This is a genomic window from Massilia antarctica (genome assembly GCF_015689335.1).
Taxonomy (GTDB): Bacteria; Pseudomonadota; Gammaproteobacteria; order Burkholderiales; family Burkholderiaceae_D; genus Telluria_A; species Telluria_A antarctica.
The window spans coordinates 2566820-2589700 of record NZ_CP065053.1 but is presented as its reverse complement, the minus strand read 5'-3'; the positions used below and the strand labels follow the sequence as shown (position 1 = coordinate 2589700).

The window sequence follows — 22881 nt, the reverse complement described above, 5'->3', positions numbered from 1 at the left end:
CGATCCGACAGATGGCTAAGCCGCCGCCGCTCCGGCACCCGCCTGCTTGCGGCTCTGCGGAAAGCGCAGCCGGTAATGCAAGCCTTGGCCCGGCGCGCTGTCCACCTTGACCGACCCGCCCAGCGGCCCGGTCACCAGGTTGTACACGATATGCGCGCCCAGCCCGCTGCCGCCCTGCCCGCGCCGCGTCGTGAAAAACGGATCGAACAACTTCGCCAGGGTTTCCTGATCCATGCCGGCGCCGTCATCGCTGTAGTCGAACCACACCTGCCCGCCGTCGAGCCGCACTTCCATCCGGATGGTCCCCGCCTGCTCGCGCGTAAAACCGTGCACCAGCGAATTCATCACCAGATTGGTCACGATCTGCGACACCGCCCCCGGAAAACTATCGAGCACGATCTCGTCCGGACAATCGACCTCCACCTTCAGCGGCCGCCCCTTCAGGCGCGGCTGCAAGGACAGCAGCACTTCGGCCAGGTAGGCCTTCATGTTAAAGCTGCGGATATCCTCCGACGACTGGTCCACCGCCACTTGCTTGAAGCTGCGCACCAGCGCCGCCGCGCGCTGGGTATTGGTGGTCATGATGCGCAGCGACTGGTCGATGATGTCGAAAAACTGCTGCAGGCTATCTTCCGTCATCTCGCCAGCCGCCATTTCCTCGCGCGTCAGTTTCAGTTCCTGCACCAGATGGCTGGTGGCGGTCACGCAAATGCCCAGCGGCGTATTGATTTCGTGCGCCACACCGGCCACCAGCCGCCCCAGGGAGGCCAGCTTTTCCTGGCGCACCAGTTCGGTCTGGGCATCGCGCAGCGCCGTCAGCGCCGCGTTCAGGGCGCCGTTCTGCTGCTCCAGGCGCTCCTTGGCCACCCGCACCGCGCGGTCGGCCTGCATGCGCGCGATCGCCACCGCCACGTGGCTGGCCATGAAGGCCAGCAGCTCCAGATCGGCCTCGGTGTAGACGATGGCCGGGTCGTAGCTCTGCACGATGATCACGCCGTACGGCTGGTCATGCACCAGCATCGGCGCTCCCATCCAGCTGGCGATCTCGACGCTGCCCAAGGGCTCGCCCATGTTGCGCTCGGCCACCAGGCGCGCATAGCTGGCCGAATCGTGCAGGCAAGCCTGCTTGCTGTCCAAAATGTAGGAACTCATCCCCACCCCGTAAGCGAAGCGCTTGACCGGCGCCTCGGCGTGCTTCTGGTCGACGAAATACGGAATGCTGAACTCGTGCGTTTCCGGGTGGTACAGCGCGATCAGGAAGTTGTCGGCGACGATCAGTTCGCTGATGATATTGTGCAGATTGCCCGACAACATCTCCGCATCGACCGCCGACGCCGACAGATTGGCGATCTCGTACAGCGCGTGCTGGACCGCTTCGGCGCGGCGCCGCTCGGCCACTTCGTGCGCCAGCAAGGCCGTGCGCTCATGCACCGCGCGCTCGAGCCGGTCCACGCTCTGGATGCCTTGCAGCGCGTTCGAGACGTGGTTGGCGATCAGCGAAAACAGCGCCTGGTCTTCCTCGCTGTAGGTATGCTCGGGGCTATAACTTTGCAGCACGATGGCGCCCAGCGCCTGGTGCTGGTGGTCGAGCAAGGGGCAGCCCATCCACTGCTCGGCGCGCGTGCCGCGGCCCCAGGCATGGCCATCGACCTCATGCGCGGCGCTTTCATCGCCCGTCATGACCAGATTGCGCCGGTTCATGATCACCCAGGCGGTGGGCGATTGCTCGGGCGAGGCCAGGCGCAGCTTTTCCTGGGGATCGGGCGTGGGATCGCGTTCGTCGACGTAGTACACGAAGCGCACCGTGTGCTCCTCGCGGTCGCTCAGCGCCACATAGAAATTGGCCGCATACATGATGCGGCCCAGCGCGCGGTGCACCGCGCCCACGAATTCGCTGATGTCGGTGCACCCCGTCGAAATTTGTCCGATGCCCAGCAACATGGCCTGGACGGCTTCCAGACGGTCGAGACGGCTCTCCATCGCATTTCCCTTTAGCAGTGCATCAGGGAAATACTAGCAGGTCAGGAAGGCTTGCGAAAGTCGTTTTCGACCCAGGCTGTGGCGCTGGCGGGGGTTAATTTGAAGCTGGCGGAAATGCGCACCTGGGCGATCCGTTCGCCCTCTTCGTCGATGGCGGCCAGGAGCGCGTAAGGGTGCTCGTCGTCCGGCACGATATCGAGGGTGACCTTGATGTCGGCGCCTTCGTGCGAAACCACGGTGCTCTTGTGCAGCATGGCGTGCAATTGCTGCTCATGGCGGCGCAGCACTTCGGCGGCGGTCTTGACCAGGGTGTGGAAGGCATTGGTGTCGAGCGGCTTGGGATTTTTTTTATCCCTTCCCATGGTCCACGGGCCGACCAGGGCCGGCTCCGGCTCGCCATCCTTGATCATGGCCACGGCCCAGCCTTCATCGTCTTCGTTCTTGATCACGCGCGCGGTCCAGCCATTGCCTTTCCACAGGCGCGGCTCTTGCACGGGCGCATCGTCGTCTTGCGGGCTGTCATCGGGAAAATCGTCTGTCATGAGATCGCATTCATGGTGCGGGCGTGGCCCGAAAGAAGAATAATAGTCGAATTCCACGCATTCCACAGCGCCGGGCCGCTATGGCGCCCGGGTGCGCCGCTCGCCCGGAATTGGCCGCAGGCAGGAATTAGAGTCCATGCTCTAATTTGGGAATCGCTTCCACATTGAATTAAAGGTAACATTGCTGCGCGCATATATTGCACTGCAACATCCTCTTTCGCAGTCCACAGGTATCCCATGATCGCCCGTCACCTTCGCCTCGCCGCTACCGCCATCGCCGCCACCGTGTTCGCCACCCAGGCGGCGGCCACGCCGCTGAGCACCCAGCAAATCCTGCATGAATTCAACGCCGTGGTCTTGACCGACGTGAACTCGCAATCGCACGTCGATGGCCGTACCTGGGTGGGCGGCACGGCCACCGGCGGCGACTATGCCCAGCACGTGAACGACATGCCGGCGTCAAGCTACGCCGGCCTGACCGTCATGGGCAATGCGCGCGAGGTGAAGGTCAATGCCGGCGGCGCCGTCATCGGCGGTAACCTGAACGGCGCAAGCATCAATGCCGGCAGCGGCGTGATCTACGGCGATGTCCGCAACAGTAATCTCAACGGCGCAGCCTGGATCGGCGGCAGCCTCAGCGCCAGCAACACGAACGGCGGCCGCGTGGCCGCGCGCGACAGCGCCATGCAGGCCAACGCCGATGCGGCGCACTCGACCGATTTCTCGGCCTCCCTGGGCGCGCTCTCGGCCAGCCTGAGCCAGATGGCCGGCACCGGCAGCACGGTCACCTTCAACGGCTACGGCAAGGCCACCTTCAACGCCGTGGCCAACGCCAGCGGCGTGGCGGTGTTCAACCTGATCGACGCCGGCGTGTTCAAGGCCAGCGAATTCGAGTTCAACCTCGGCGACGCCACCACCGTGATCCTGAACGCGAGCGACGACAGCGCGACCATCGGCGCCAACTTCCTGGGCGGCTCCGCACAAACCCTCGGCAGCAAGCTGATCTGGAACTTTCGCAACGCCACCAGCATCGTCACCAACGCCCAGTTCGGCGGCGCCATCCTGGCACCCTCGGCCCGGCTGACCAACAACCAGAACATCGAGGGCGGCGTGTTCGTCAAGTCGCTCGACCAGCGCGGCGAGCTGCACCTGCAAGCGTTCGACGGCTCGCTGCATCCAATACCGGAGCCGGCCAGCGGCGCCTTGCTGCTCGCGGGCTTGCTGATGCTGGCCCTGACCCGCCGGCGCACCAGCTGAACCCAGGCGCCCAATGACAAAGCCCACCGGTGACGGTGGGCTTTTTTCATGCGAAGCGCTGGCGCGGCGGCGCGGGCGGCTGCAGCGGCGGACCGGGCGGCGGAATGCGCGGATCGATGGCCGGCGCCGGGGTGCCGTAAGTGAAGGGATTGATGATAATCGGTGGAATGGCCGGAGGCGCCGACGGCGGCCCCTTGGGACCGCCACCGGCGAGCAGGATGCGCAACTGACGCGCCACGAAGCCGCCCGCCGCCAGCGCCCACCGGTCCCCTGAATAGTGTACAAATTCCATATGCTTCTCCATGCGACAGAGAATTCAGTATAGGCAATGATGAGGGAATTTCAAGGTGGGAAATTGCGTTTTGGGTAAGTCGGGCATGCCCGCGCCGCAAGGTGCGCGCACGCACAGACACCCTTGGCAAGCACCGCCCACCCCGCCAAACCTGCAGTCTGTCGCATGCGCATGGCGCCGCGCCGGCGGCCTCGCTACAGTGCAAGCGTACCAAGTAACTACCTTACCCCAACCGAGGCCACTGCCATGAAAAAATACGCTCCCCTGCTGCTCCTGTTCCTGTTCATCATGGTCGCCTGGGAGGCCATGGTCGGCCCGTCCGGCGTATCGGTCAACATCGACGGCGATGAACTCGGCGGCCCCGTCGGCGCCCTGGTCGGCGTGCTGTTCGCCGGCGGCGGCCTGCTGATCGCGGGCATCGTGATGCTGTTCGTGGGCGTGCTCCTGGCGCTGCTCTTCGCCGGCCTGGGCGTGCTGGCCGTGGGCGGCCTGGCGCTCGGCGCCCTCGTGCTGGCGCTGATGGTTTCGCCGCTGCTGCTGCCGCTGGCCATCCCGCTGGCCATCGTCTGGTATCTCGCCAGCCGCGCGCGCAAGCAGCGCGCCGTTCACGAAGCCGTCAAGCCTTTGTAAGCGCGGCCGGTACGGGCACGTCGGCGTGCTCGCATACCCGGTCGCGTCCTTCCGCCTTGGCGCGATACAGCGCCTTGTCGGCGCGGATCAGGGCCGCATCCGGGCCCGCATCCCCAGCCTCGATGGTGGCGATGCCGATGCTCACCGTGATCGCAATCTCGCGCCCGTCGCCATGCAGGGGCGTCCCGGCCACGCTCTGGCGCAGGCGTTCCGCGTACTGGCGCGCCGCCGGTCCGGCCGTCCCCGGCAGCAGCACAGCGAATTCCTCCCCGCCGACCCGGCCCAGGATATCGATCTTGCGCTGCCCCGAACGCATCAAGGATGCCATGTGGCGCAGGACCGCATCGCCCGCCGCATGGCCGAACGCGTCGTTGACCCGTTTGAAGTGGTCGATGTCGAGCATCAGCACCGACGCGCAGTCGTCCACGCTGCGCTGCAGGCGCGCGAACTGGTCGTCCAGGCGCGCCATGAACACGCGCCGGTTCGGCAGCCCGGTCAGGAAATCGGTACTGGCCAGCGCCTGCAGTTCCTTATCGACGCGCTTGCGCTCGGTGATGTCGACCGTCGAGGCAATCACGAAGTCGAGCGATTGCGCGTGTCCCGGCATGACCAGCAAGGTCAGTTCGTGCTGGCGCGCCACGCCGTCCACCCGCAGGAAGCTGCTTTCGCATTCGTGGAACAGGGCGCCGCCGGCCAGCGCCACCAAGGCGTCGATGAAGGCGGCGGCGTCCAGGCTGCCGAAGTTCTGCGCCAGCCCCAGGATGCCCGGCTCCTTGGCGGCGGCGCCGACGTGCACCAGCGCTGCGCCGTTGACGTCGGTGATGCGCACCAGCGCTGCCAGGCGGCGCGCTTCCTCGGGATGCTCGCGCAGCCACCCGCCCAGGTCGTTCACCCCGCACGCCTGCAGGCGCGCCACCTCCTCGCGCGCGGCCGACCAATCCTGCTCCCACAGCGCCACCGGGGCGTGGTCGTACAGGCTGCGAAAGCGCTCCTCGCCCACGCGCAGCGCTTGCGCGGCCTGGGCCTGTTCCAGCGCGATGCCGGCCAGCTGGGCGGCCTGCTCGATCAGCACCACGTTGGCCGCGCTCGGATAATGCGGGGTGCGGTGATAGATCGCGAAGGTGCCCAGCACGCGCCCGGAAGCGCCGCGGATCGGTTCCGACCAGCTCGACGCCAGTTGCGCGCGCGCGGCCACCTCGCGGTAAGCCGCCCAGTCTGGATGGGTCTGGATATCCTCGACGATGACCCTCTGTCCGCTGGCGGCGGCGCTGCCGCAGGAACCGAAGCCGGGAGCGGCCGGCAAGCCATCGACGGCGGCGTTGTAGAAGTCCGGCAGGCTGGGCGCGGCGCCGGTGTGCAGGAAGCGGCCCTCGGCATCGAGCAGCAGGATCGCGCACAGCATGCCGGCATTGGTCGACTCCACTCCCAGCACCACCGCGCCCAGCACCGCTTGCAGCGGCGCGCCATGCGCCAGCAGTTCGAGCACATGGCGGTGGGCGCGCTCGCGCTGTTCGATCTGCTTGCGTTCGGTGATGTCGCGGAACGACCACAGGCGCGCACCTTCGTGGCCCAGCCGCACCGGGCGCGTCAACTGTTCGATGAAGCGCCCATCCTTCAGGCGCAGCAGCTCGCGGTGTTCCTCGTGCCCGGCCAGCTGCAAGGAGCGGCTGTACAGCAGCGGCCCCGCCTGCACCAGCTGGCCCAGCAGGTGCGCGACCACGGCCGCGTCGTCGCCGCCCAGGTCGAGCGCATCGGGCACGCTCCACAAGGTGCGGAAACGCTGGTTCGAGGCCAGGATGCGGCGGTCGCCATTGTCGACAAGGATGGCGTCGAAGGTCGAGTCGAGGATACTGCGCATCATGGCCTGGGCCCGCTGCGCCGAATCGGCCAGCGCGGCCAGGCGCTGCTGGCCCACGGTCAGCTCGTCGGCCAGCAGCTGCGACTTGCGCAGCGCGCGCCCGGCCCTGGCGCTGCTGCGCGCCAGCATCCAGGTCAGCAAGGATAGCAGCGCCGTCACCCCCAGGCCGAGCGTGAGCACCAGGTGCGGGGCCTCGCTCTGCTGCCCGGCGCCGAAGCCGTCGGCGGCGCTGATGACCAGGGTCCAGCGCCGTCCGGCGATGCCGAGACGCTGTTCGGTGCGCAGCGCCGGCGTGGCGGCCGCGGCGGCAGGCGCGCCGGTGGCCATGCGCGCTTCCGGCGTGACCCGATTGCCGTCGTAGAGCGCCAGCGCCAGGCCGGCGGCGCGCTCGCCGCCCACATGCGCGATCAGGTCTTCCATGATAAAGGATGCGTAGATCCAGCCGCGCAGCAGGTCGCGCCGCTGTTCGATGCTGTCGGGCGCCTTGCGGCCGATGTACACCGGCAGGGCAATGAGCACGCCATCGGAGGCGCCATCGCCGCGTTCGCGCGCCACGGTGGCCTTGCCGGACATGACGGGCTGGCCGCTGTCGCGCGCCTGTTCCAGCATCAGGCGCAGGGGCTCCTCGGAAAACATGTCGTGCCCGAGCCCGCGCAGGCGCGCGCCCGTGAATGGTTCGAGGTACATCAGCGGCGCGTAGGCGGGCCGGGTGCCGGACGGCGCGATGGCGTAGTCGGGCAAGCCGCCACCGCGCACGCGCGCCAGGTGGGCGTCGCGCTCGGCGTCGGACAGCGCGAGGACGTAGCCGAGCCCTTTCATGCCGGGATACTCGGCGTCGGTATGCTGGATGCGCACGAAATCGGTGAACGCCTGGCGGGTCACCTCATCCGAACTGGCGAACAATCCCTGCACCCCGCGCAGCATCTGGACATGGGCCGCCATGCGCAGCGCCAGCTGGTTGACCACCTCGCGCGCACTGGTGTCGAAATCGGCACGCAGGTCGCGTTCGGCGTCGCGCTGCGCCGCTTCCCACAACTGCCAGGTCAGGACCAGGCACAGCGCCATCACCAGCCCGGCCAGCGTGGCCGCGCCGATCCACGCGGGTTGGCGCAAGCCAAGGTGCGGCGTCGGCACGGCCGGGGCGGGGGCGGCATGGTCCATGAAAGCGATCCTGGTGCGGGCCCGTGGCGGGCCTCTTACTAACTGATAGTACGTTAGCGAACGTTGCGTTGCAATAAGACTATTGTCAAATATGCGGATTGGCAACGGCGGCTAAATACCCTCAATCAGACGCATCGCGAACACAATCGGCAAGCCGGCGGCGATCACGCGGCGCGCGGCGGCGCCGTTGTCGTAGGGGATGCGGAAATACACCAGTTCGCGCGCGATGTCGTCATACAAGGCGTAGCAGGCGGCGCTGTTGCCGTCGCGCGGCTGCCCTACCGCGCCCGGGATGACCAGGTACTGGTGCTGCGGGGCGATCGAGATGCGCGTGCCGGGCACCGGTACGTGCGAGCCCATGCGCCCGTCGTCGGCGCGCCGGTATAGCGCCGGCGTGTGCACGTGGCCGGAAAACACCATGCGCTTGCGCGCCGCGCGCAGGCTGCGCTCGGCCGGCTCAAGGCCGGTCACGTACTCCCACTTGACCGGATCGTGGGCGCTGGCGTGGACGAACAGCATGCGCTCGAGTTCCTGGGTCAGCGGCAAGGCGGACAGGAAAGCCATCTGTTCGGCACTGAGCTGGCCGCGGGTCCACTCGATCACCTCGCGCGCCTCGAAATGCATCTGCGGGCGCGTTTCGTGGGTGACCGAATAGTCATGATTGCCCTGCACCGCCAGCGCCCCGCGCGCCACGTGCTCCATAACGGTATCGAGCACCCAGGCCGGATCGGCGCCGTAGCCCACGAAGTCGCCCGTAAACGCATACTGGTCGGCCTTCTGGGCGCGCGCATGCGTCAGGCAAGCATCCAGTGCTTCGCGGTTGGCGTGCAGGTCGGTGAGCAGGGCAAGGCGCATGGTGGGGGACGGCGTCGCTTGGCGCGGAATAAATATTGTAATTTTAAAATGAATGACTGGTGTTCAACTTGATTATAGCGTGGGATCTATTGCCGAGGCCGCCTGTTCGGCTGCGGCGCGACTGGCCAGGCGCGGCCTGGCGCCGCTGCCTGCCTGTCGCTCCCTGCCTGTCGCTCGGGCCTGGCATTGGGGCGCTGCTGGCGGTGGGCGGCAAGGCCGCGTTCGCGATCCGCTGTTGCGCCAGTGGCCGCGTGGGCCGGGAAAGCGGCGACACCCGTTGCGGGCGCCGCCGCGGAAGGCGGAATATGGCGCGCGATGGCCATGCCCGCCCTGGCGCGCTCACGCCGCGGCGCGCTCCCACCCTTCGCTCAGGCGCCGTTGCCAGAACCCCGACCCCGGCCAGCGCTGCTCGTTCGCATACAGGTCGCGCCGGGTCGTCACATACGACTGGAAGTGATCGAGCAGCGCTTGCCGGTAGCCCTCCCCCAGCCCGCCGCCCCGCTCCACATGCGCATGCGCCACCCGGGCGGCATGGATGCCCGAACTGAGCGCATGCCCGATCCCCAGCGACGACACCGGATCGAAGCTGGCCGCCGCATCCCCGGCCGCGGTCCACGCCGCATTGGCAGGCAAGCGCGCCACCCGGCTGTGGATCGGATACTGGCGGAATGCTTGCGGCGCCGGCAATTGCCGTACCAGCGCGCCGATATGCCGGCTTGCCAGCGCGTGGCGATGCCATTGCCCCGGATCGAGCAAGTCCAGGGTGCGCAAGGTGTCGGCATCGGTCATGAAGGCGAGCGCCGTGCGCCGCCCCGGCAGCGGCGCCAGGTAAAACCAGCCGTTTTCGGTGGTTTCGACCAGGGTGCGCTGCTCGCGCTCCTGGTCTTGAGCGGCCTCGTAGTAGGCGTACACCCCCACCATGCGGTCGGTCTGCAGCACCGGGCACCGCTGCTGGCGCACCATCACGCTGTTGCGCCCGCTGCAATCGATGACGTAGGCGGCGCTCAGCTCGCGCCGCCGTTCACCGTGGCGCAGGGCGACAGTCCAGCGCGTGCCTGGTGTCAGCGCCAGCAGCTCGGCCGGCTGCAAGACCACCGCGCCCAGCTGGCCGGCCTGGTCGAGCAGCATGCTGTCGAATGCCATGCGGTCCAGGTGCAGGCCGCTGCCCTGACCATTGAACAGGAAATCGCGCACCACCAGGTCCGCGCCGCCCCAGGCCGCGGCGTGCGCGTACGATTGCAGATGGCGCTGTTCGAACCCGGCGCGTTCGATGCCCAGGTAGTCGGTCAGCGCAAACAGGGCCGGCGACACGGTCTCGCCGGGACGGAAGGGGTCGAACTGGCGCCGCTCGACCAGCGCCACCCTCAGCCCGGTAAAGCGGCGCAGGGTGATCGCGGCGGCGGCGCCGGCCGGCCCGGCGCCGAGGATGACGACGTCGAACTGCGTGTCGTCCTCCCCGGCGCGCGGGCCTCCCATGTCAGCGGCGGCTGGTGCGGCCATGGGACGAGGTGAGGATCTTGCGCGGCTTGTCGCCCTGGCGCGTCTGCGGTGACGGATCTTCATCCTTGAGGAACCAGGCCGGATAGAAGTTCGAGTCGTCGCCGGTGACAAAGCTGCTCACATTGCCCACCGCCACGCTGGCCAGGTTGAAGCGGTCGTGGTTGCGCTCCTGCTCCGCGAAATACGGATACTGGCGCCCGTAAGCCGGATCGGGATTCTGGTTGGCCACGAAGCCTAGATACTTCCACGAGGTGATCATTTGCGTGAAGCTGTTCACCCCGCGGCTGTACAAGACCTGCATCCCGGCCGGCACCCCGGTCAGCTTCTGCTCGGCCGGCGTGTAGGCGCCGGCGATGACGTTCCACGGGCTTTGCGGCGGCCACCAGTACGAATAATAGGTGGGCGGCGTGGGGATCATCGAGATCGGGTTCTTGACCTCGTCCGGATTGTCGAAATTGATGAACTGCACCGAGCAATCGAAGAAATCGGCCTGCCACGGAATGGCCATGCGCTTGGTCAGGTCGCCCGGCTCGCAGCCGGCACCCACGGTCGGCGCTTCCCAGTCGATCGGCGCGGTCTCGTCCTCGGACCACGACAGGCCATTGCTGAAGTAATACGCTTCGTCATGGCGGTGGCGGATCTGGTAGGGCGCCGCATACACGGTCGGATTGCGCACCGACCAGGTCACTTCGATGCCGGGACACATCGGCTCGCCCACGCAATTGCCGATCCCGGCCCGGTCCAGCGGATGGATATTCGGAATGGTCAAGGCAGGCGCGTCCGGCGCGAACTGGCCGGCCGCCCATTGCTTGAGCAGGAAATACTGGGTATCGGTCAGCACCGAAAACTTGTCGATCACATTGTTGCGCACCGAATTCGAGCCCGAATTCATCGGCACCAGCGGCAAGCCCGTCACGTCCTGCAAGCCGCTGCTGAACAATTGCTGGTTCTGGCCACCGCTAAAGCCGGCCGCCTGCTCCAGGGTGGCGTCGCGCCGCGCCGGCGGCTGGCGGAAGTAGCGCAGGAATTGCTCGCGCTGCGGCTTGGCGGCCTCGCTCGCATCGCTCGGATCGAAGGGCGGATTGATGAACGCCGTCATCGAGGGCACCGTCGCCACCCACTGGTAGTCCGCCATCCGGTTCAGGAAGGGCTTGATGTCTTGCCAGTAGTTGACCTTGTACTCCGGATTCCAGCCCTCGCTGGCGGGCCAGCGCGCCAGGTCGTACACATCGGGCCGGGCACCCTGGTATTTGAGCGCGCAATCGAGCGCGACATCGTCCCAGGTCGACACATTGACCAGCTGGGGCGCGAATTTGGGCGAACCGATCACCACCCAGGCAGACAAGGTGACCTGGGTCTTGTCCTTGAAGGTGACGACCGCCGTCACCGGGCCGTCGGCGATATCGTCGTTCCAGGTATTGCCGCCGCCGAAACCGGTGATGCTCTCGTTGCCGCCGGCATGGCCGAAACCGCCCAGCACCAGCAGGTTGGCGCGCGAATCGGTGCGGATTTCGCCGAGCGACTTGACCGGCAAGCCCTGGCTGACGGTGGTCGGCGGGAACGATGCGTGGGTATAGCCTTCGGGAACCGTGTCAGCCGTGAATTCCACCGGCGCCGCCAGCGCGCCGCTCACCGTGCGCGGTCCCGGATCGATGATCAAGCCCTGGCGCGCATCGCCGGTGGTGTCCGAATTGCGGTAACTGGTCCAGGCGCTAGATCCGACATCCCAGGCCGCGGGCGGTTCCTGCCAGGTTTCGTAACTGTTGTACTTGCCGAACATCAGGTCGCCCAGCAAGGGCACGAAATCCCACCACGCCGATTTCTTGTTGGCCACATGCACCGACCAGACCACCGATTCGACCAGCTCGCCCGTCAGGTCCAGCTCGACTTCGCCCAGGCCGTCCGGCGTCGACTGGTAGATGGCGAAGGTGGCCGCCTGGCGCTTGATGCGGCCCTGCGCATCCTTGAACTGGGTCACCCGCTTGGGTGCATTGTTTTCAAACAGCGGATCGCCATTGGCGCCCGCTTCGATCGGCAAGCCGCCGATGCTGTCGGGGGCGAGGTAATACGAATCGAGGCTGTTGCCGACACGGCCGACGCCGATCGACGGGTGAATACGGTAACTGACGGGGGATGGCATGTAATAAAGTCTCCTGATTGATTGATGGACGAACCATGTAAGTCAACAGCGGAAAGACTAGAACCAGGACGCGGCGGCGGTGACGGCTACGCGGGGCGTAATGGGCTTGCCGGGCCGGTAAAAACCAGCCCTCGCCTGTGCGTCACCGGACAATTGCACCTGTCTTGAATGTACTACGGGGGTGTTTTTTATTCAACAACATTATCATTTATGCAAAACGCATGGTATTTGTGCCGCTTGACCACAGCGCGCCACCTCACTCCCCCGGCCGATACCAATCATGGGATAATTATTTCCACACGCTAATATCCTGCAGCGCTCCCGCGTGCCGCCTTCCCACCCCATCCTCTGTTGCAGAGATCGGACATCATGCCTCTCCCGTTCAAACCAGCCTGCGCGCTGCTAACCGGCTTGCTCCTGCTGCTGGCCTCCGGCCCCAGCGCCGCCTTCAACCACCTGACCCGCGCCGACGATCCGCTCGCGCGCGCGCCCAAGGCGGACGAAGGGACGGTGGTGGTCAGCGTGAGCACGAATATGGTGGCGGTGCTGGACATGACGTCGGTTCGCATGCGCCGCCTCGGCGGGGCCGGTGAGAGCCAGTCCGCGCCGGACGATAGCGGCGAGAACATCTTCGAGCTCCTCCAGGTCGCACCCGCGCTGGCCTTCGACAGCGCGGTGTTTGTCGGGGTGCTGCCGGCAGGCGATTACCAGATGGTGCAAGTGACAATGAAGTCCTACCAGGTCGAGACGGTCGACCGTTTGCTGGGCTGGAAGCTCACCGTCAACCGAACCATCACGCCCACCATCGGTTCCCGTGACCTCGACCTGTTCGGCATGTTCACGGTCCGGCCCGGGCAAACGGTGGATCTGGGCCGCACGGTGATTACTCCGCTCAACAAAATGACAATCATTGGCCGCAGCGCGCTGCTGAGCGACAATCGCCAGCTGCTCGAGCGCAAATCGCCGCCGCACGCCCGCTTGCTGGGCCAGAACGCGGCGCCCGGCTGGACCACGCCGCCCCTGCGCGACGACTTCGCCGAAGCGATCGCGCTGCGCCGCCCCGTCGGCGCCGGTTGCTTCAGCGAGTATCCGGACGGACGCATCGCCGCCGCCGCCAAAATGGGCACGGTGCTGCTGCGCTCGACGGAGGGCAAATGGACCGCCGTCCGTGGCACGGACATCAATTCCCTGGCGTGCGTGCTGCCGGTCGCGCTGCCCAACGCCACCCTGATCGGCGTCGGCGAAGCGAACACCATCGTGCGGCTGGCGCCGGGCGCCACCACCTTGACCCCGGTCGACCCCGGCAACCTGCCACGCGGCAACTTGATCTATGTGGCGGGCAACGAGCGCGCCGGCTGGTATATCACCTTGCACAGCGATGAGCAGGTGAGCATCTTCCACGCCCGGGACATCGAAGGCGGCAATTGGAAGCGGGTGGCCAGCGTACCGCTGAAGAAGGATTTTTGGTGGGGCCAGTCGGGCTTCTGGCCGTGGCGCACGGAGCGCGGATTCGGCTTCGCGGTCGACGAGAGCCTGCATGTGCTGGACTACGCGAGCGTCCAGTGGGTCACGCGCAAGATGCCGCAAGGGATGAAAGTGGCGGCGGCCCAGGCCAGTCCGAACGGCACCATCGGCGTGCGCGGCAAGATGTTCGGGGGCTCCTATATCAGCAAGGACGAGGGCCTGAGCTGGCAGGAAGTGCCCACGCCGCGCAACGCCGGGGTGCCCCTGCAATCGGGCGATGCCGCTCTGTGGGTCCCCAGCGCGCCGCTGCCGGGCGACCTGTCGGCCGGTCCGATCCTGCATACCAGCGGCGACCTGGGCCGCAAATGGACGCAGGTCGGTCAATTCCCGGGCGGCACACTGGACATCCTGCCCTCGGGCGCCATGCTCACCTATGGCAAGGAGCGCGACTTCTACACGATTCGCCGCTCCACCGACAATGGCTTGAGCTGGAGTACGGAATACCACAACTTCGTGCGCATGCCCTGACGCAGCGGCACCCGGGCCGCCGGCGCTTGCCGGAGCGGCCCGGGCGCTGGCACTTACTTGACGGGGCGCGCGTTGATCAAGTCGACCAGTTGCGGCACCAGCGACAGCACGGCGTCGCGCAGCGCCGGAGCGGCCACGGGAATGTCGGCGACCAGGGTATCGAACTTCATGTACTGGTAACTGAAGCCGCTGTTGCTGAACTCCAGGGTCTGGCGGCCGAGGAATTGCTTGGTGCGGCCGTTGTACAGGGCGACCCCGAGCGTGACATTGCGCCGGTACGCGTTCAAGCCGCCCGGCGCCATGTAAAACGCAACCGGGCTGACCTGCACCAGCAGGTCGGCGTCGACCGCGGGCGAGGAAGCCAGCGGACCGAGCGGATACTTGTTGCCGTCCGCATCAGCGGCGGCCCAGCGATGGCGCGGATAGTTGCGCCGTCCGGATTGCGCGATCGTCACCGCGATGCCCTGCGCTTCAAGCGACTTGCGCAGGCTGGCGAGAAAGTCCTTGCGCATGTCGAAGTCCGGAAGGCGCGCCAGAACGGCGCCATGGAAACCTTCGGCGCGTTTCTGGGTCGCCGCTTCGGAGCCGGCCACCATGCCCACGATCAGCCCGTCCAGCAAGCCGGCGCTCTGGTACTTGAACATCGGGGGCGCGTCGGCCGGCAACTCGTCGAGCTCATCGTCCATGTAGAAAAAATCGGCATTGCGCGAAAAATGAAAGCCCGGGAAGGCGTACGACTTGGGCACCACCACGCCGATCACGGCGGCCGCTTTCATATCGGGGAAATCGTCGATCACCACCGACTTGGGCGCGCTGTATTTGCTGGTATCGACCATCGGAGCATTCAGGCAACCGCTCAGCATGCCGAGCATGGCGGCGCTGGCCGCCAGGCCGCGCAACGCAGGGGAGAAAAGGTAGGGAATTTTCATATTGATGAGCTCATAGAGGGGCTGGATGGAGATGGAGTGTGACGGGATGGGTATCGGGCGCGGCGGCGCGCCCCGTCCGACTTCCATTATTGCACTGAAGAACCATCATCAACCGGTCGCGGGGCAATAAATACAGGCTGCGCGTCACATTGGTCGATTTGCCACACTTCCTGTGCCTTACCTGCCCTAGCGCAGCGACAGTACCACCCATAGAGAGGCGCCAGACAACACGATCCACAGGCAGGCGGCGGCCACCGTCAGGCGGGTGTTGGGGCACGGCGGGGCGCCGTCCCGGTTGGCCAGCTTGCTGCCGGGGATGAGGGAGAGCGCGGTGGACATCAGCGCAGGCAGCAATTGCAGCGCGCCAAACATCGGTACAAACGCCGACATCAATGACGGCACGAACAGCAGCGCGGCCAGCCACCACGGCCAGCCGATATCGCGCAGGCGGCGCGACGCAATCACGGCCAGCATCGCCACGGTCAGCAGCAGCGACAGCGAACCCAGGTTCGCTGGCACCGTCAGCCAGCCCTGAGCCACGCACACCCACACGCCGAGATTGAGCAGGACCGGCGCGATCGAGTACGCAAAGTAGCGCACCCGCCCGATGCGCCCCGTCACCTGGAACAAGCGCGGCTGGTAGCAGGCGGGCGCGCCGCCGGCGTTCAGGCGGCGCGCACGTATTGCAGGTAGCCGCGCGCGCGCAGGGCGCAGGCCGGGCAGGTGCCGCAACCGTAGCCCCAGGCGTGCAGCGCGCCGCGCTCGCCCAGGTAGCAGGTGTGGGTATCTTCCCGGATCAGGTCGACCAGGGCCTCGCCGCCGGCGGCGTGCGCCAGCTGCCAGGTCTGCTTCTTGTCGATCCACATCAGCGGCGTTTCCAGCTTCAGGCGCGTGGCCATGCCCAGGTTGAGCGCGACCTGCAGCGCCTTCATGGTGTCGTCGCGGCAGTCCGGATAGCCGGAAAAATCGGTTTCGCACATGCCGCCGACCAGCACATTCAAGCCACGCCGGTAAGCCACGGTGGCGGCCACGGTCATGAACAACAGGTTGCGCCCCGGTACAAAGGTATTGGGCAGCCCGTTGGCCTGCATCTCGATGGCCACGTTGCTGGTCATGGCGGTGTCCGAGATCTTGCCGATCAGGGACAGGTCGACCATGTGATCCTCGCCCAGGCGCGCATCCCATTCACCCTTCAAGGCGCGCATTTTCGCCAGCACCGTGGGGCGCACCGTCAGTTCGATCGCATGCCGCTGGCCGTAGTCGAAGCCGATGGTTTCGACGCGCGCATAGCGCTCCAGCGCCCAGGCCAGGCAGGTGGCGGAGTCTTGTCCGCCGCTAAACAAAACCAGTGCGCCGTCAGCTTCTTGCATAGTGTATTTTCCAAATCATTAGACGTTCGCCATCATGTCGTCCGATCCGGTAAGATGCCTCAGCATTTTCCCGAATGGAGCGCCATGTTTCCCGCAACACCAGACAAAACAATAGCCCGGACGCCGCGCCAGCGACGAATTTTGGCACAAATCGCCGTGACCGTGTGCCTTGCGGCCCCGGCGGCAACGGCGCTGGCGCAAGAGCCGCCAGCCGCCCCGCAACAAGCCGCCGCGCGCGGCATCGATTACTCGGTCAAGGTAGACGCTCCCGGCCCGCTCGACGACCTGCTCGAAGAAAATCTCGACCTGGTGCGCTGGCAAGGCAACCCGCGCCTCGACCTCGTCCAGTTGCAGCGCCTGGTCAAGGCCGCGCCCGAGCAAGCTAAAACCCTGATCGCCACCGAAGGCTATTATTCGCCCAAGGTCAGCGCGGGCCTGGACACCAGCGGCGGTAAGCCCGTCGCGCGCATCACGGTCGACCCGGGCCAGCCGGTGCTGGTGGGCGACGTGGATCTGGTGCTCAAGGGCTTCGAGCCGGTCGGCGCCGACTCCAAACCGTACGATTCGGCCGACCTGCGCAACCACTGGGGCATGCCGGTGGGCCGCCGGTTCCGCCAGGCCGACTGGGAAGGCGCCAAGCGCAACCTGCTGCGCCAGGTGATGATGGCGCGCTATCCGCGCGCCCAGCTAGTTGAATCGAGCGCCATCGTCGACCCCGACATGCACCGCGCCCTGCTCAAGGTGGTCCTCGACAGCGGTCCCGAAGCGCGCTTTGGCGAACTGCACGTCGAAGGCTTGAAGCGCTATTCGCGCACCATCGTCAGCAACCTCAATCGCATCCGCCCCGGCCAGGAATACAACGAAGCGGCCCTGCAAGCCTACCAGGCGCGCCTGCAGGACACCGGCTACTTCAGCACCGTCGAAGTAAGCGCCGACATGTCGGCCGCGCTATCGGAAGACATCGACGCCATGGGCGACGACCAGAAAGCCATCCCGCGCCCGCCCGTGGCCAACCCGGCGATCCTGCCGGTGCTGGTACGCGTGACCGAGAACAAGCAGAAAAACGTCGACGTCGGCCTCGGTTATTCGACCAACACCGGCGCGCGCGCCCAGCTCAATTACGACGACCTCGATGTGCTCGGCCTGCGCATGAAAAGTAACCTGATCACGGAGCAGAAGCGCCAGACCGCGCGCGCCGACTTCTATTTCCCGACCACCGAAAAAGGCTACAGCGACAGCTTCGGCGCCGGTTTCGAGCGCACCGACCTGCGCGGCGAAGTGACCAACGTCGCCACCGTGGCCGGCCGGCGCGCCTGGGGCTCGCCGCTGCTCGAACGCAGCCTGACCCTGGAATACCTGAGCGAGCGGCGCCTGGTCGAAGGCATCGAAACGCGGCGCAGCAACAGCGTGCCGCTGACCTTCAGCTGGACCAAGCGCGCGCTCGACAACCTGGTGCTGCCCACGCGCGGCTATGTGCTCAACGCGCAGTTCGGCGGCGCCGTGCTGCCGCTGCTGACCGACCAGCGCTTCTTGCGCGCCAGCACGCGCTTCATCAATTACCGTCCGCTCGGACCGTCGACCAACCTGATCGTGCGCGGCGAAGCCGGCGTGCTTGGATCGAGCCATAAAGCCGGCGTGCCGTCGACCTTCCTGTTCCGCGCCGGCGGCGACCAGTCGGTGCGCGGCTACGGCTACCAGGAACTGGGCGTGCGCGAGGGCGACGCCATCGTCGGCGGGCGCTACCTGCTGGTCGGCAGCGTCGAATACCAGTACTGGTTCAAGCCGCCGTGGGGCGTGGCCTTTTTCTACGACGCCGGCAACGCCGCCGACAAAATCAGCGACCTGAAACCGGAATCGGGCTATGGCATCGGGGCGCGCTGGCGCAGCCCGGTCGGCCCGATCAACGTCGACCTCGCCTACGGACAAGCGCTCAAAAAAGCGCGCCTGCACTTCTCACTGGGCTTTACATTCTGATGACTACCGCCGATACCCCTACCACCCCGCCGCCACGCCAGCGCCGCTGGCCGCGCCGCGTCGCCATCGGCGTCGTCGTCAGCGGCGCCCTGCTGGGCGGCGCCTACTGGTACCTGGGACGCGAAACGACCCTGCAAATGCTGGTCCAGCGCGCGGCCAACGCCAGCGGCGGCAGCATCGTCGTCACCGGCGTGAAAGGCTCGCTGTACGGCGCCATGCACCTCGATAAAGTCGTCTACCGCACCCCGGAAAAGGTCGTCACCGCCGAGAATATCGACATCGACTGGTCGCCCTTCCAGTACCTGAGCCGCGGCGTGGCGATCAACAAGCTGCACGTGGCCATCCTGCGCATGAATACCCTGCGCGAAGGCGAACCGGCCAAGATGCCGGCCAAACTCGCGCCGCCCTTCAAGCTCGAAGTCGACGATGCGCGCCTGTCCAAAGTCATCCTGACCAATGCGGCCGTTGCGGGCGCCGAAACGGTGATCACCGACGTGCGCTTCGAACTGCTGGGAGACCAGCAAAAATGGGCTTTGCGCAAAGCCAGCGCGATGACCCCGTGGGGCAAGGCCATGGCCGACGCCAGCATCGGCACCGGCAAGCCGTTCAAGCTGGCCGGCAAGGCCAGCCTGACCCAGCTCGTGGTAGCGGCCGGCCAGCAGCCGGCGCAGATCACCCTGGGCGTGGGCGGCGACCTGGAAACCACCCAGCTCGACGCCAGCGCCGTCTCGGGCAAGGCCCAGGGCGACGCCAAATTCACCTTGGCGCCGTTCGACCCGATCCCGCTGCGCGCCATGACCATCCATGGCAAGAACATCGACCCCGGCTTTTTCAATCCCGAACTGCCCAAGGCCGATTTGTCGCTGGCGATCACGGCACGCATCGAAGCGAACCGCAATATCGCCGGCAAGGTCGCGATCGAGAACGCCGGCGCGACCGGCCCGATCGACCTGCAACGCCTGCCGCTGCGCTCCATGCGCGGCGAACTGAAAGGCAATCTGTCGGCGCTGGACATCGGCGCGGTGCTGATCGACCTGGGCGAAGCCGGCAAATTCACCGGCAACGGCACGGTGGCGCGCAGCGCCACCGACAAAGGCATCGGCAGCGCCAGCTTTGCGCTGCACACCGACGGCATCGACATCAAGCGCATCCACAGCCGCATGAAGTCGACCAAGATCGCCGGCGACATCACGGTCGCCAACGCCGGCAACACCCAGACCTTCACCACCAAACTGGTGGAAGCGGGCATGCGCCTGGAAGCGAAAGCCACCCTGGCCGACAACGTGCTGACCGTGCAACAGGCGCGCCTGGCCGCCGGCGGCAGCAGCGTGGGCCTCTCCGGCAGCGCCAACCTGGCCGGCAAGCGCGAATTCAAGGTCAGCGCCAGCGCCGTCAAGTTCAACCCGGCCGCCTTCGGCGACTTGCCGAAGGCCGACATCAATGCCGATATCAACGCCGCCGGCCTGCTGTCGCCGGCATGGAAAGTGGCGGCCGATTTTGCGCTACGGCCAAGCCGCCTGTTCGACCAGCCGCTGTCGGGCAAGGGCAAGCTCAATGCCGACGCCGCGCACATCAGCGCTGTGGATGCCACCCTCGCGCTGGGAAACAACACGGCGCAATTGAAAGGCAGTTTCGGGGCGCCCGGCGAAAAACTCACGTGGAGAGTCAACGCCACCGATCTGGCGGCCGCGCGCAGCGATTTGTACGGCGCGCTGGCCGCCAACGGCGTCGTCACCGGCACCATGCAGGCGCCGCGCACCACCTTCGAGGCCGATGCGACTGGCCTCGGCTGGGTGGCGGCGGCGCGCAAGGCCAATAACAGCCTGCTGCACGCCAGCGGCGAGGCATGGCTCGACGGCGGCGCGGTCGACGTCAAGGCGGCCGGCACGGCGCAGCGCTTCAATCCGGGCGCCTTCGGCTCGCCGCTGGCGGGCAGCATCAACGGCACCTTCGACACTGCCGGCCGCTCCGGAGCCGACTGGCGCGGCAACCTGAATCTGGCGCTGCAGCCCTCGACCCTGGCCAATGCGCCCTTCTGGGGCTACGCCAAACTGGCGGCGGACGCGAAGCACGTCTCCAACGCCGACGTCGACCTGCATGTGGGCCCGAACATCGTCGCCGCCAAGGGCAGCTTCGGCCTGGTGGCCGACAAGCTTGACTGGCGCATCGACGCGCCGCAACTGGCGGCACTCGGTCCCGACTACGGCGGCGTGCTCAAAGGCGGCGGCACCGTCTCGGGCACCCTGGCCGCGCCGGCCGTCAGCGCCGCGCTGGAAGGCCAGAACCTCAAGGTGCTCGGCAAGCACCAGGTCAAGACCCTGCGCGCCAGCGCCAGCCTTGGCAGCGGGCGCGGAGCCGACGATCCGCTGGTGAGCGACATCGCCATCACCGAGTATGTCAGCGGCGACACCCGCATCGACAGCGCGCACCTGCAAACGAGCGGCACGCGCGGCGCCCACGTCCTGCATCTGGACGCGCGCGGCGACAGTTTTGATGCGGCCGGCGAGGTTCGCGGCGGCTGGGCCAACAGCGCATGGAGCGGCACCGTGGCGGCGCTCCAGAACAAGGGCCGCTACTCTTTCGCGCTGCAGGCGCCCGTACCGCTGCGTATCGCGGCCATTACTGGCGCCGGGGTGGCCGGCCTGGCCAAACCGCAGCAGATCAGCATGAGCAATGCCGTGATCAAGCTGCCCGACGGCAGCGTGAGTGTGCAGTCGCTGGAAAAGAACGGCCCGCACTGGACCAGCAAGGGCGTGGCCGCCGGCGTGCCGCTCACCTACCTGGCGCAATTTTCGCCGGGCATGCGCGAGGCGATCGGCGGCAACCTGCTGCTGGGCGCCGACTGGTCGCTCGACATGCAGGCCCCGGCTGGCGCCACGCCGGCCCTGAACGGCATGGTGCACGTGTTCCGCGAGAGCGGCGACATCATCGCCGGCGCCGACGTGCCGGTGGTGCTGGGACTGCGCACGCTCGACCTGCGCGCCGACGTCGCCAACAGCGCGCTGCGCGTGCAGGCCAAGGTCGATGGCACCCGGATCGGCCAGGCCAGCGTGGACGCCACCGCGCAAATGATCGGCGGCCGCCTGGGCAACGCCAGCCCACTGACCATGACGGCCAATGCCGACATGGTCTCGATCGCGTGGCTGGCCCCCTTCAGCGGCCAGCCGGGGCTGGAACTGGACGGCGCCTTGAAGTTGGCGCTGACCGGCGGCGGCACGGTCGGCACGCCGACCCTGAACGGCAGCGTCAACGGCGACAAACTGGCGCTGCGCTGGGCCGAACAGGGCGTCAAGCTCGGTAACGGCCAGTTGCGCGCCCAGTTGGCGGGCGACCAGCTGCTGCTGCAGCGACTCAGTTTCGACGGCGTGCAGGGCACGATGCTGGCCGACGGCGCGGTGCGCTTTGCCGGCGGCGAAGCGACCATGCAGTTGAAACTGGTGGCCGACAAGCTTGAAATCCTGTCGCGTCCCGACCGCACTGTCGTCATCAGCGGCCAGAGTACCTTGGTGCGCGACGCCAAGCGCTTTTCGCTCGAAGGCAAATTCAAGGCCGACCGCGCGCTGATCGAACTGGCGCCGCAAGACCGCCCTACCCTGTCGGACGACGTGATCGTGCTGGGACGGGCCGGCGTGGGCACGCCGGCGGTCAAGGGCGAGCCAAGCATGCCGCTGGCGATGGATGTGGAGGCCGACCTGGGCAACGCCTTCCGCCTGCGCGGCATGGGTATCGACGCCGAACTGGGAGGTTCGCTGCGCGTGCGTACCAGCGGCGGGCGGCCGCCGCGCATCAACGGCACCATCAGCGTAACCAGCGGCACATACAGGGCCTATGGACAGAACCTCGATATCGAACAAGGCGTGCTGACCTTCAGCGGCCCGTCCGACAACCCGGCACTGAACATCCGCGCGTTGCGGCGCCGGCCTGAGGGCGAGCAACTGTCCGAGACCAACGTCGAAGCCGGTGTCGAAGTACGTGGTTCGGCCCTCTCGCCGGTGGCCAAGCTGGTATCGAAGCCGTCGGTGCCGGACAGCGAAAAGCTGTCATGGCTGATGCTGGGGCATGGGATGGAAGGCACCTCGGGCAAGGAAGCGGCCTTGCTCAGCGCCGCCGCCAGCGCCCTGCTGGGCGGCTCGGGCAGCGGCGGTGGGTTCAAGTCGCGCCTGACCAATTCGCTGGGAGTCGATGAACTGGGCCTGTCGCAGGCCAAGGGGCTGGAAAGCACCGTGGTCACGGTCGGCAAGCGGATTTCATCGCGCGCCTACCTCAGTTTCGAGCAGGGAGCGACGACCGCATCGAGCCTCGTCAAGCTGCGCTACAAGCTCAATCCGCGCATCACCTTGCAGTTCCAGACCGGCACCAACACCGCGCTCGACGTGCTCTATTCCTGGGCGTTCGACTAGC

The 22881-nt window shown here is 66.8% G+C and carries 15 protein-coding genes; 5 read left to right on the top strand and 10 right to left on the bottom strand.

Annotated elements, in window-relative coordinates; genetic code table 11:
* Window positions 1-15 precede the first annotated feature (15 nt).
* Window positions 16-1980 (bottom strand): GAF domain-containing sensor histidine kinase, encoded by a 1965-nt coding sequence (locus IV454_RS11710; RefSeq protein ID WP_206091596.1) that lies wholly within the window; start codon window positions 1978-1980, stop codon window positions 16-18.
* 41 nt (window positions 1981-2021) lie between these two features.
* Entirely contained in the window at window positions 2022-2522 is a 501-nt protein-coding gene (locus tag IV454_RS11705) for a hypothetical protein (RefSeq protein WP_054266059.1), read from the bottom strand.
* Window positions 2523-2759: 237 nt separating this feature from the next.
* Here IV454_RS11705 and IV454_RS11700 point away from each other — a divergent pair, with 237 nt between their 5' ends.
* Window positions 2760-3779 carry a choice-of-anchor A family protein gene (locus IV454_RS11700; RefSeq protein WP_206091595.1) on the top strand — a complete coding sequence of 340 codons (1020 nt, stop codon included), beginning with the start codon at window positions 2760-2762 and terminating at the stop codon, window positions 3777-3779.
* Window positions 3780-3825: 46 nt separating this feature from the next.
* On the opposite strand, the gene IV454_RS11695 is transcribed toward IV454_RS11700, so the two are convergent.
* Window positions 3826-4071 (bottom strand): hypothetical protein, encoded by a 246-nt coding sequence (locus IV454_RS11695; RefSeq protein WP_206091594.1) that lies wholly within the window; start codon window positions 4069-4071, stop codon window positions 3826-3828.
* Window positions 4072-4317: 246 nt separating this feature from the next.
* Between IV454_RS11695 and IV454_RS11690 the strand changes: the two genes are divergently transcribed.
* On the top strand, window positions 4318-4701 hold the full coding sequence (locus IV454_RS11690; RefSeq protein WP_206091593.1) for a hypothetical protein: 384 nt from the start codon (window positions 4318-4320) through the stop codon (window positions 4699-4701).
* Here the strand turns inward: IV454_RS11690 and IV454_RS11685 are convergent.
* The 4 genes from IV454_RS11685 to lodA all read right to left on the bottom strand — a co-directional run bounded on the left by IV454_RS11685 (window position 4688) and on the right by lodA (window position 12215).
* On the bottom strand, window positions 4688-7720 hold the full coding sequence (locus IV454_RS11685) for a sensor domain-containing diguanylate cyclase (protein WP_206091592.1): 3033 nt from the start codon (window positions 7718-7720) through the stop codon (window positions 4688-4690). The two genes, IV454_RS11690 and IV454_RS11685, sit on opposite strands and share 14 nt — an antisense overlap.
* A 111-nt stretch (window positions 7721-7831) precedes the next feature.
* On the bottom strand, window positions 7832-8575 hold the full coding sequence (locus tag IV454_RS11680; protein ID WP_206091591.1) for a metallophosphoesterase family protein: 744 nt from the start codon (window positions 8573-8575) through the stop codon (window positions 7832-7834).
* Between the two features lie 339 nt (window positions 8576-8914).
* A complete protein-coding gene (locus IV454_RS11675) occupies window positions 8915-10051 on the bottom strand; it encodes a tryptophan 7-halogenase (protein ID WP_206091590.1) in 1137 nt (378 codons plus the stop codon).
* A 1-nt stretch (window position 10052) separates the two neighbouring features.
* The gene (gene lodA / locus IV454_RS11670; protein WP_206091589.1) at window positions 10053-12215 is read right to left on the bottom strand and encodes a CTQ-dependent lysine 6-oxidase LodA; all 2163 of its coding nucleotides are present in this window, start codon (window positions 12213-12215) and stop codon (window positions 10053-10055) included.
* 369 nt (window positions 12216-12584) lie between these two features.
* Between lodA and IV454_RS11665 the strand changes: the two genes are divergently transcribed.
* Entirely contained in the window at window positions 12585-14207 is a 1623-nt protein-coding gene (locus IV454_RS11665) for a hypothetical protein (RefSeq protein WP_206091588.1), read from the top strand.
* A 53-nt stretch (window positions 14208-14260) separates the two neighbouring features.
* On the opposite strand, the gene IV454_RS11660 is transcribed toward IV454_RS11665, so the two are convergent.
* The 3 genes from IV454_RS11660 to queC all read right to left on the bottom strand — a co-directional run bounded on the left by IV454_RS11660 (window position 14261) and on the right by queC (window position 16506).
* Window positions 14261-15136, bottom strand: a complete 876-nt coding sequence (locus IV454_RS11660) for a hypothetical protein (protein ID WP_206091587.1) — start codon at window positions 15134-15136, stop codon at window positions 14261-14263.
* A 186-nt stretch (window positions 15137-15322) separates the two neighbouring features.
* A complete protein-coding gene (locus IV454_RS11655; protein WP_229522318.1) occupies window positions 15323-15757 on the bottom strand; it encodes a DUF805 domain-containing protein in 435 nt (144 codons plus the stop codon).
* Between the two features lie 44 nt (window positions 15758-15801).
* The gene (gene queC, locus IV454_RS11650; RefSeq protein WP_206091585.1) at window positions 15802-16506 is read right to left on the bottom strand and encodes a 7-cyano-7-deazaguanine synthase QueC; all 705 of its coding nucleotides are present in this window, start codon (window positions 16504-16506) and stop codon (window positions 15802-15804) included.
* A 141-nt stretch (window positions 16507-16647) separates the two neighbouring features.
* Between queC and IV454_RS11645 the strand changes: the two genes are divergently transcribed.
* Window positions 16648-18480, top strand: a complete 1833-nt coding sequence (locus IV454_RS11645; RefSeq protein WP_229522197.1) for an autotransporter assembly complex protein TamA — start codon at window positions 16648-16650, stop codon at window positions 18478-18480.
* Window positions 18480-22880, top strand: coding sequence for a translocation/assembly module TamB domain-containing protein (locus IV454_RS11640; RefSeq protein ID WP_206091583.1), 4401 nt, complete (start codon window positions 18480-18482; stop codon window positions 22878-22880). The genes IV454_RS11645 and IV454_RS11640 overlap by 1 nt, the downstream gene beginning before the upstream one ends.
* The last annotated feature ends 1 nt before the right edge of the window (window position 22881 follow it).

What these genes read in the sequence shown, in the direction of transcription:
- IV454_RS11710 (WP_206091596.1), bottom strand. Translation starts at nt 1,980, where the DNA reads ATGGAGAGCCGTCTCGACCGTCTGGAAGCCGTCCAGGCCATGTTGCTG.
- IV454_RS11705 (WP_054266059.1), bottom strand. Translation starts at nt 2,522, where the DNA reads ATGACAGACGATTTTCCCGATGACAGCCCGCAAGACGACGATGCGCCC.
- IV454_RS11700 (WP_206091595.1), top strand. Translation starts at nt 2,760, where the DNA reads ATGATCGCCCGTCACCTTCGCCTCGCCGCTACCGCCATCGCCGCCACC.
- IV454_RS11695 (WP_206091594.1), bottom strand. Translation starts at nt 4,071, where the DNA reads ATGGAATTTGTACACTATTCAGGGGACCGGTGGGCGCTGGCGGCGGGC.
- IV454_RS11690 (WP_206091593.1), top strand. Translation starts at nt 4,318, where the DNA reads ATGAAAAAATACGCTCCCCTGCTGCTCCTGTTCCTGTTCATCATGGTC.
- IV454_RS11685 (WP_206091592.1), bottom strand. Translation starts at nt 7,720, where the DNA reads ATGGACCATGCCGCCCCCGCCCCGGCCGTGCCGACGCCGCACCTTGGC.
- IV454_RS11680 (WP_206091591.1), bottom strand. Translation starts at nt 8,575, where the DNA reads ATGCGCCTTGCCCTGCTCACCGACCTGCACGCCAACCGCGAAGCACTG.
- IV454_RS11675 (WP_206091590.1), bottom strand. Translation starts at nt 10,051, where the DNA reads ATGGGAGGCCCGCGCGCCGGGGAGGACGACACGCAGTTCGACGTCGTC.
- lodA (WP_206091589.1), bottom strand. Translation starts at nt 12,215, where the DNA reads ATGCCATCCCCCGTCAGTTACCGTATTCACCCGTCGATCGGCGTCGGC.
- IV454_RS11665 (WP_206091588.1), top strand. Translation starts at nt 12,585, where the DNA reads ATGCCTCTCCCGTTCAAACCAGCCTGCGCGCTGCTAACCGGCTTGCTC.
- IV454_RS11660 (WP_206091587.1), bottom strand. Translation starts at nt 15,136, where the DNA reads ATGAAAATTCCCTACCTTTTCTCCCCTGCGTTGCGCGGCCTGGCGGCC.
- queC (WP_206091585.1), bottom strand. Translation starts at nt 16,506, where the DNA reads ATGCAAGAAGCTGACGGCGCACTGGTTTTGTTTAGCGGCGGACAAGAC.
- IV454_RS11640 (WP_206091583.1), top strand. Translation starts at nt 18,480, where the DNA reads ATGACTACCGCCGATACCCCTACCACCCCGCCGCCACGCCAGCGCCGC.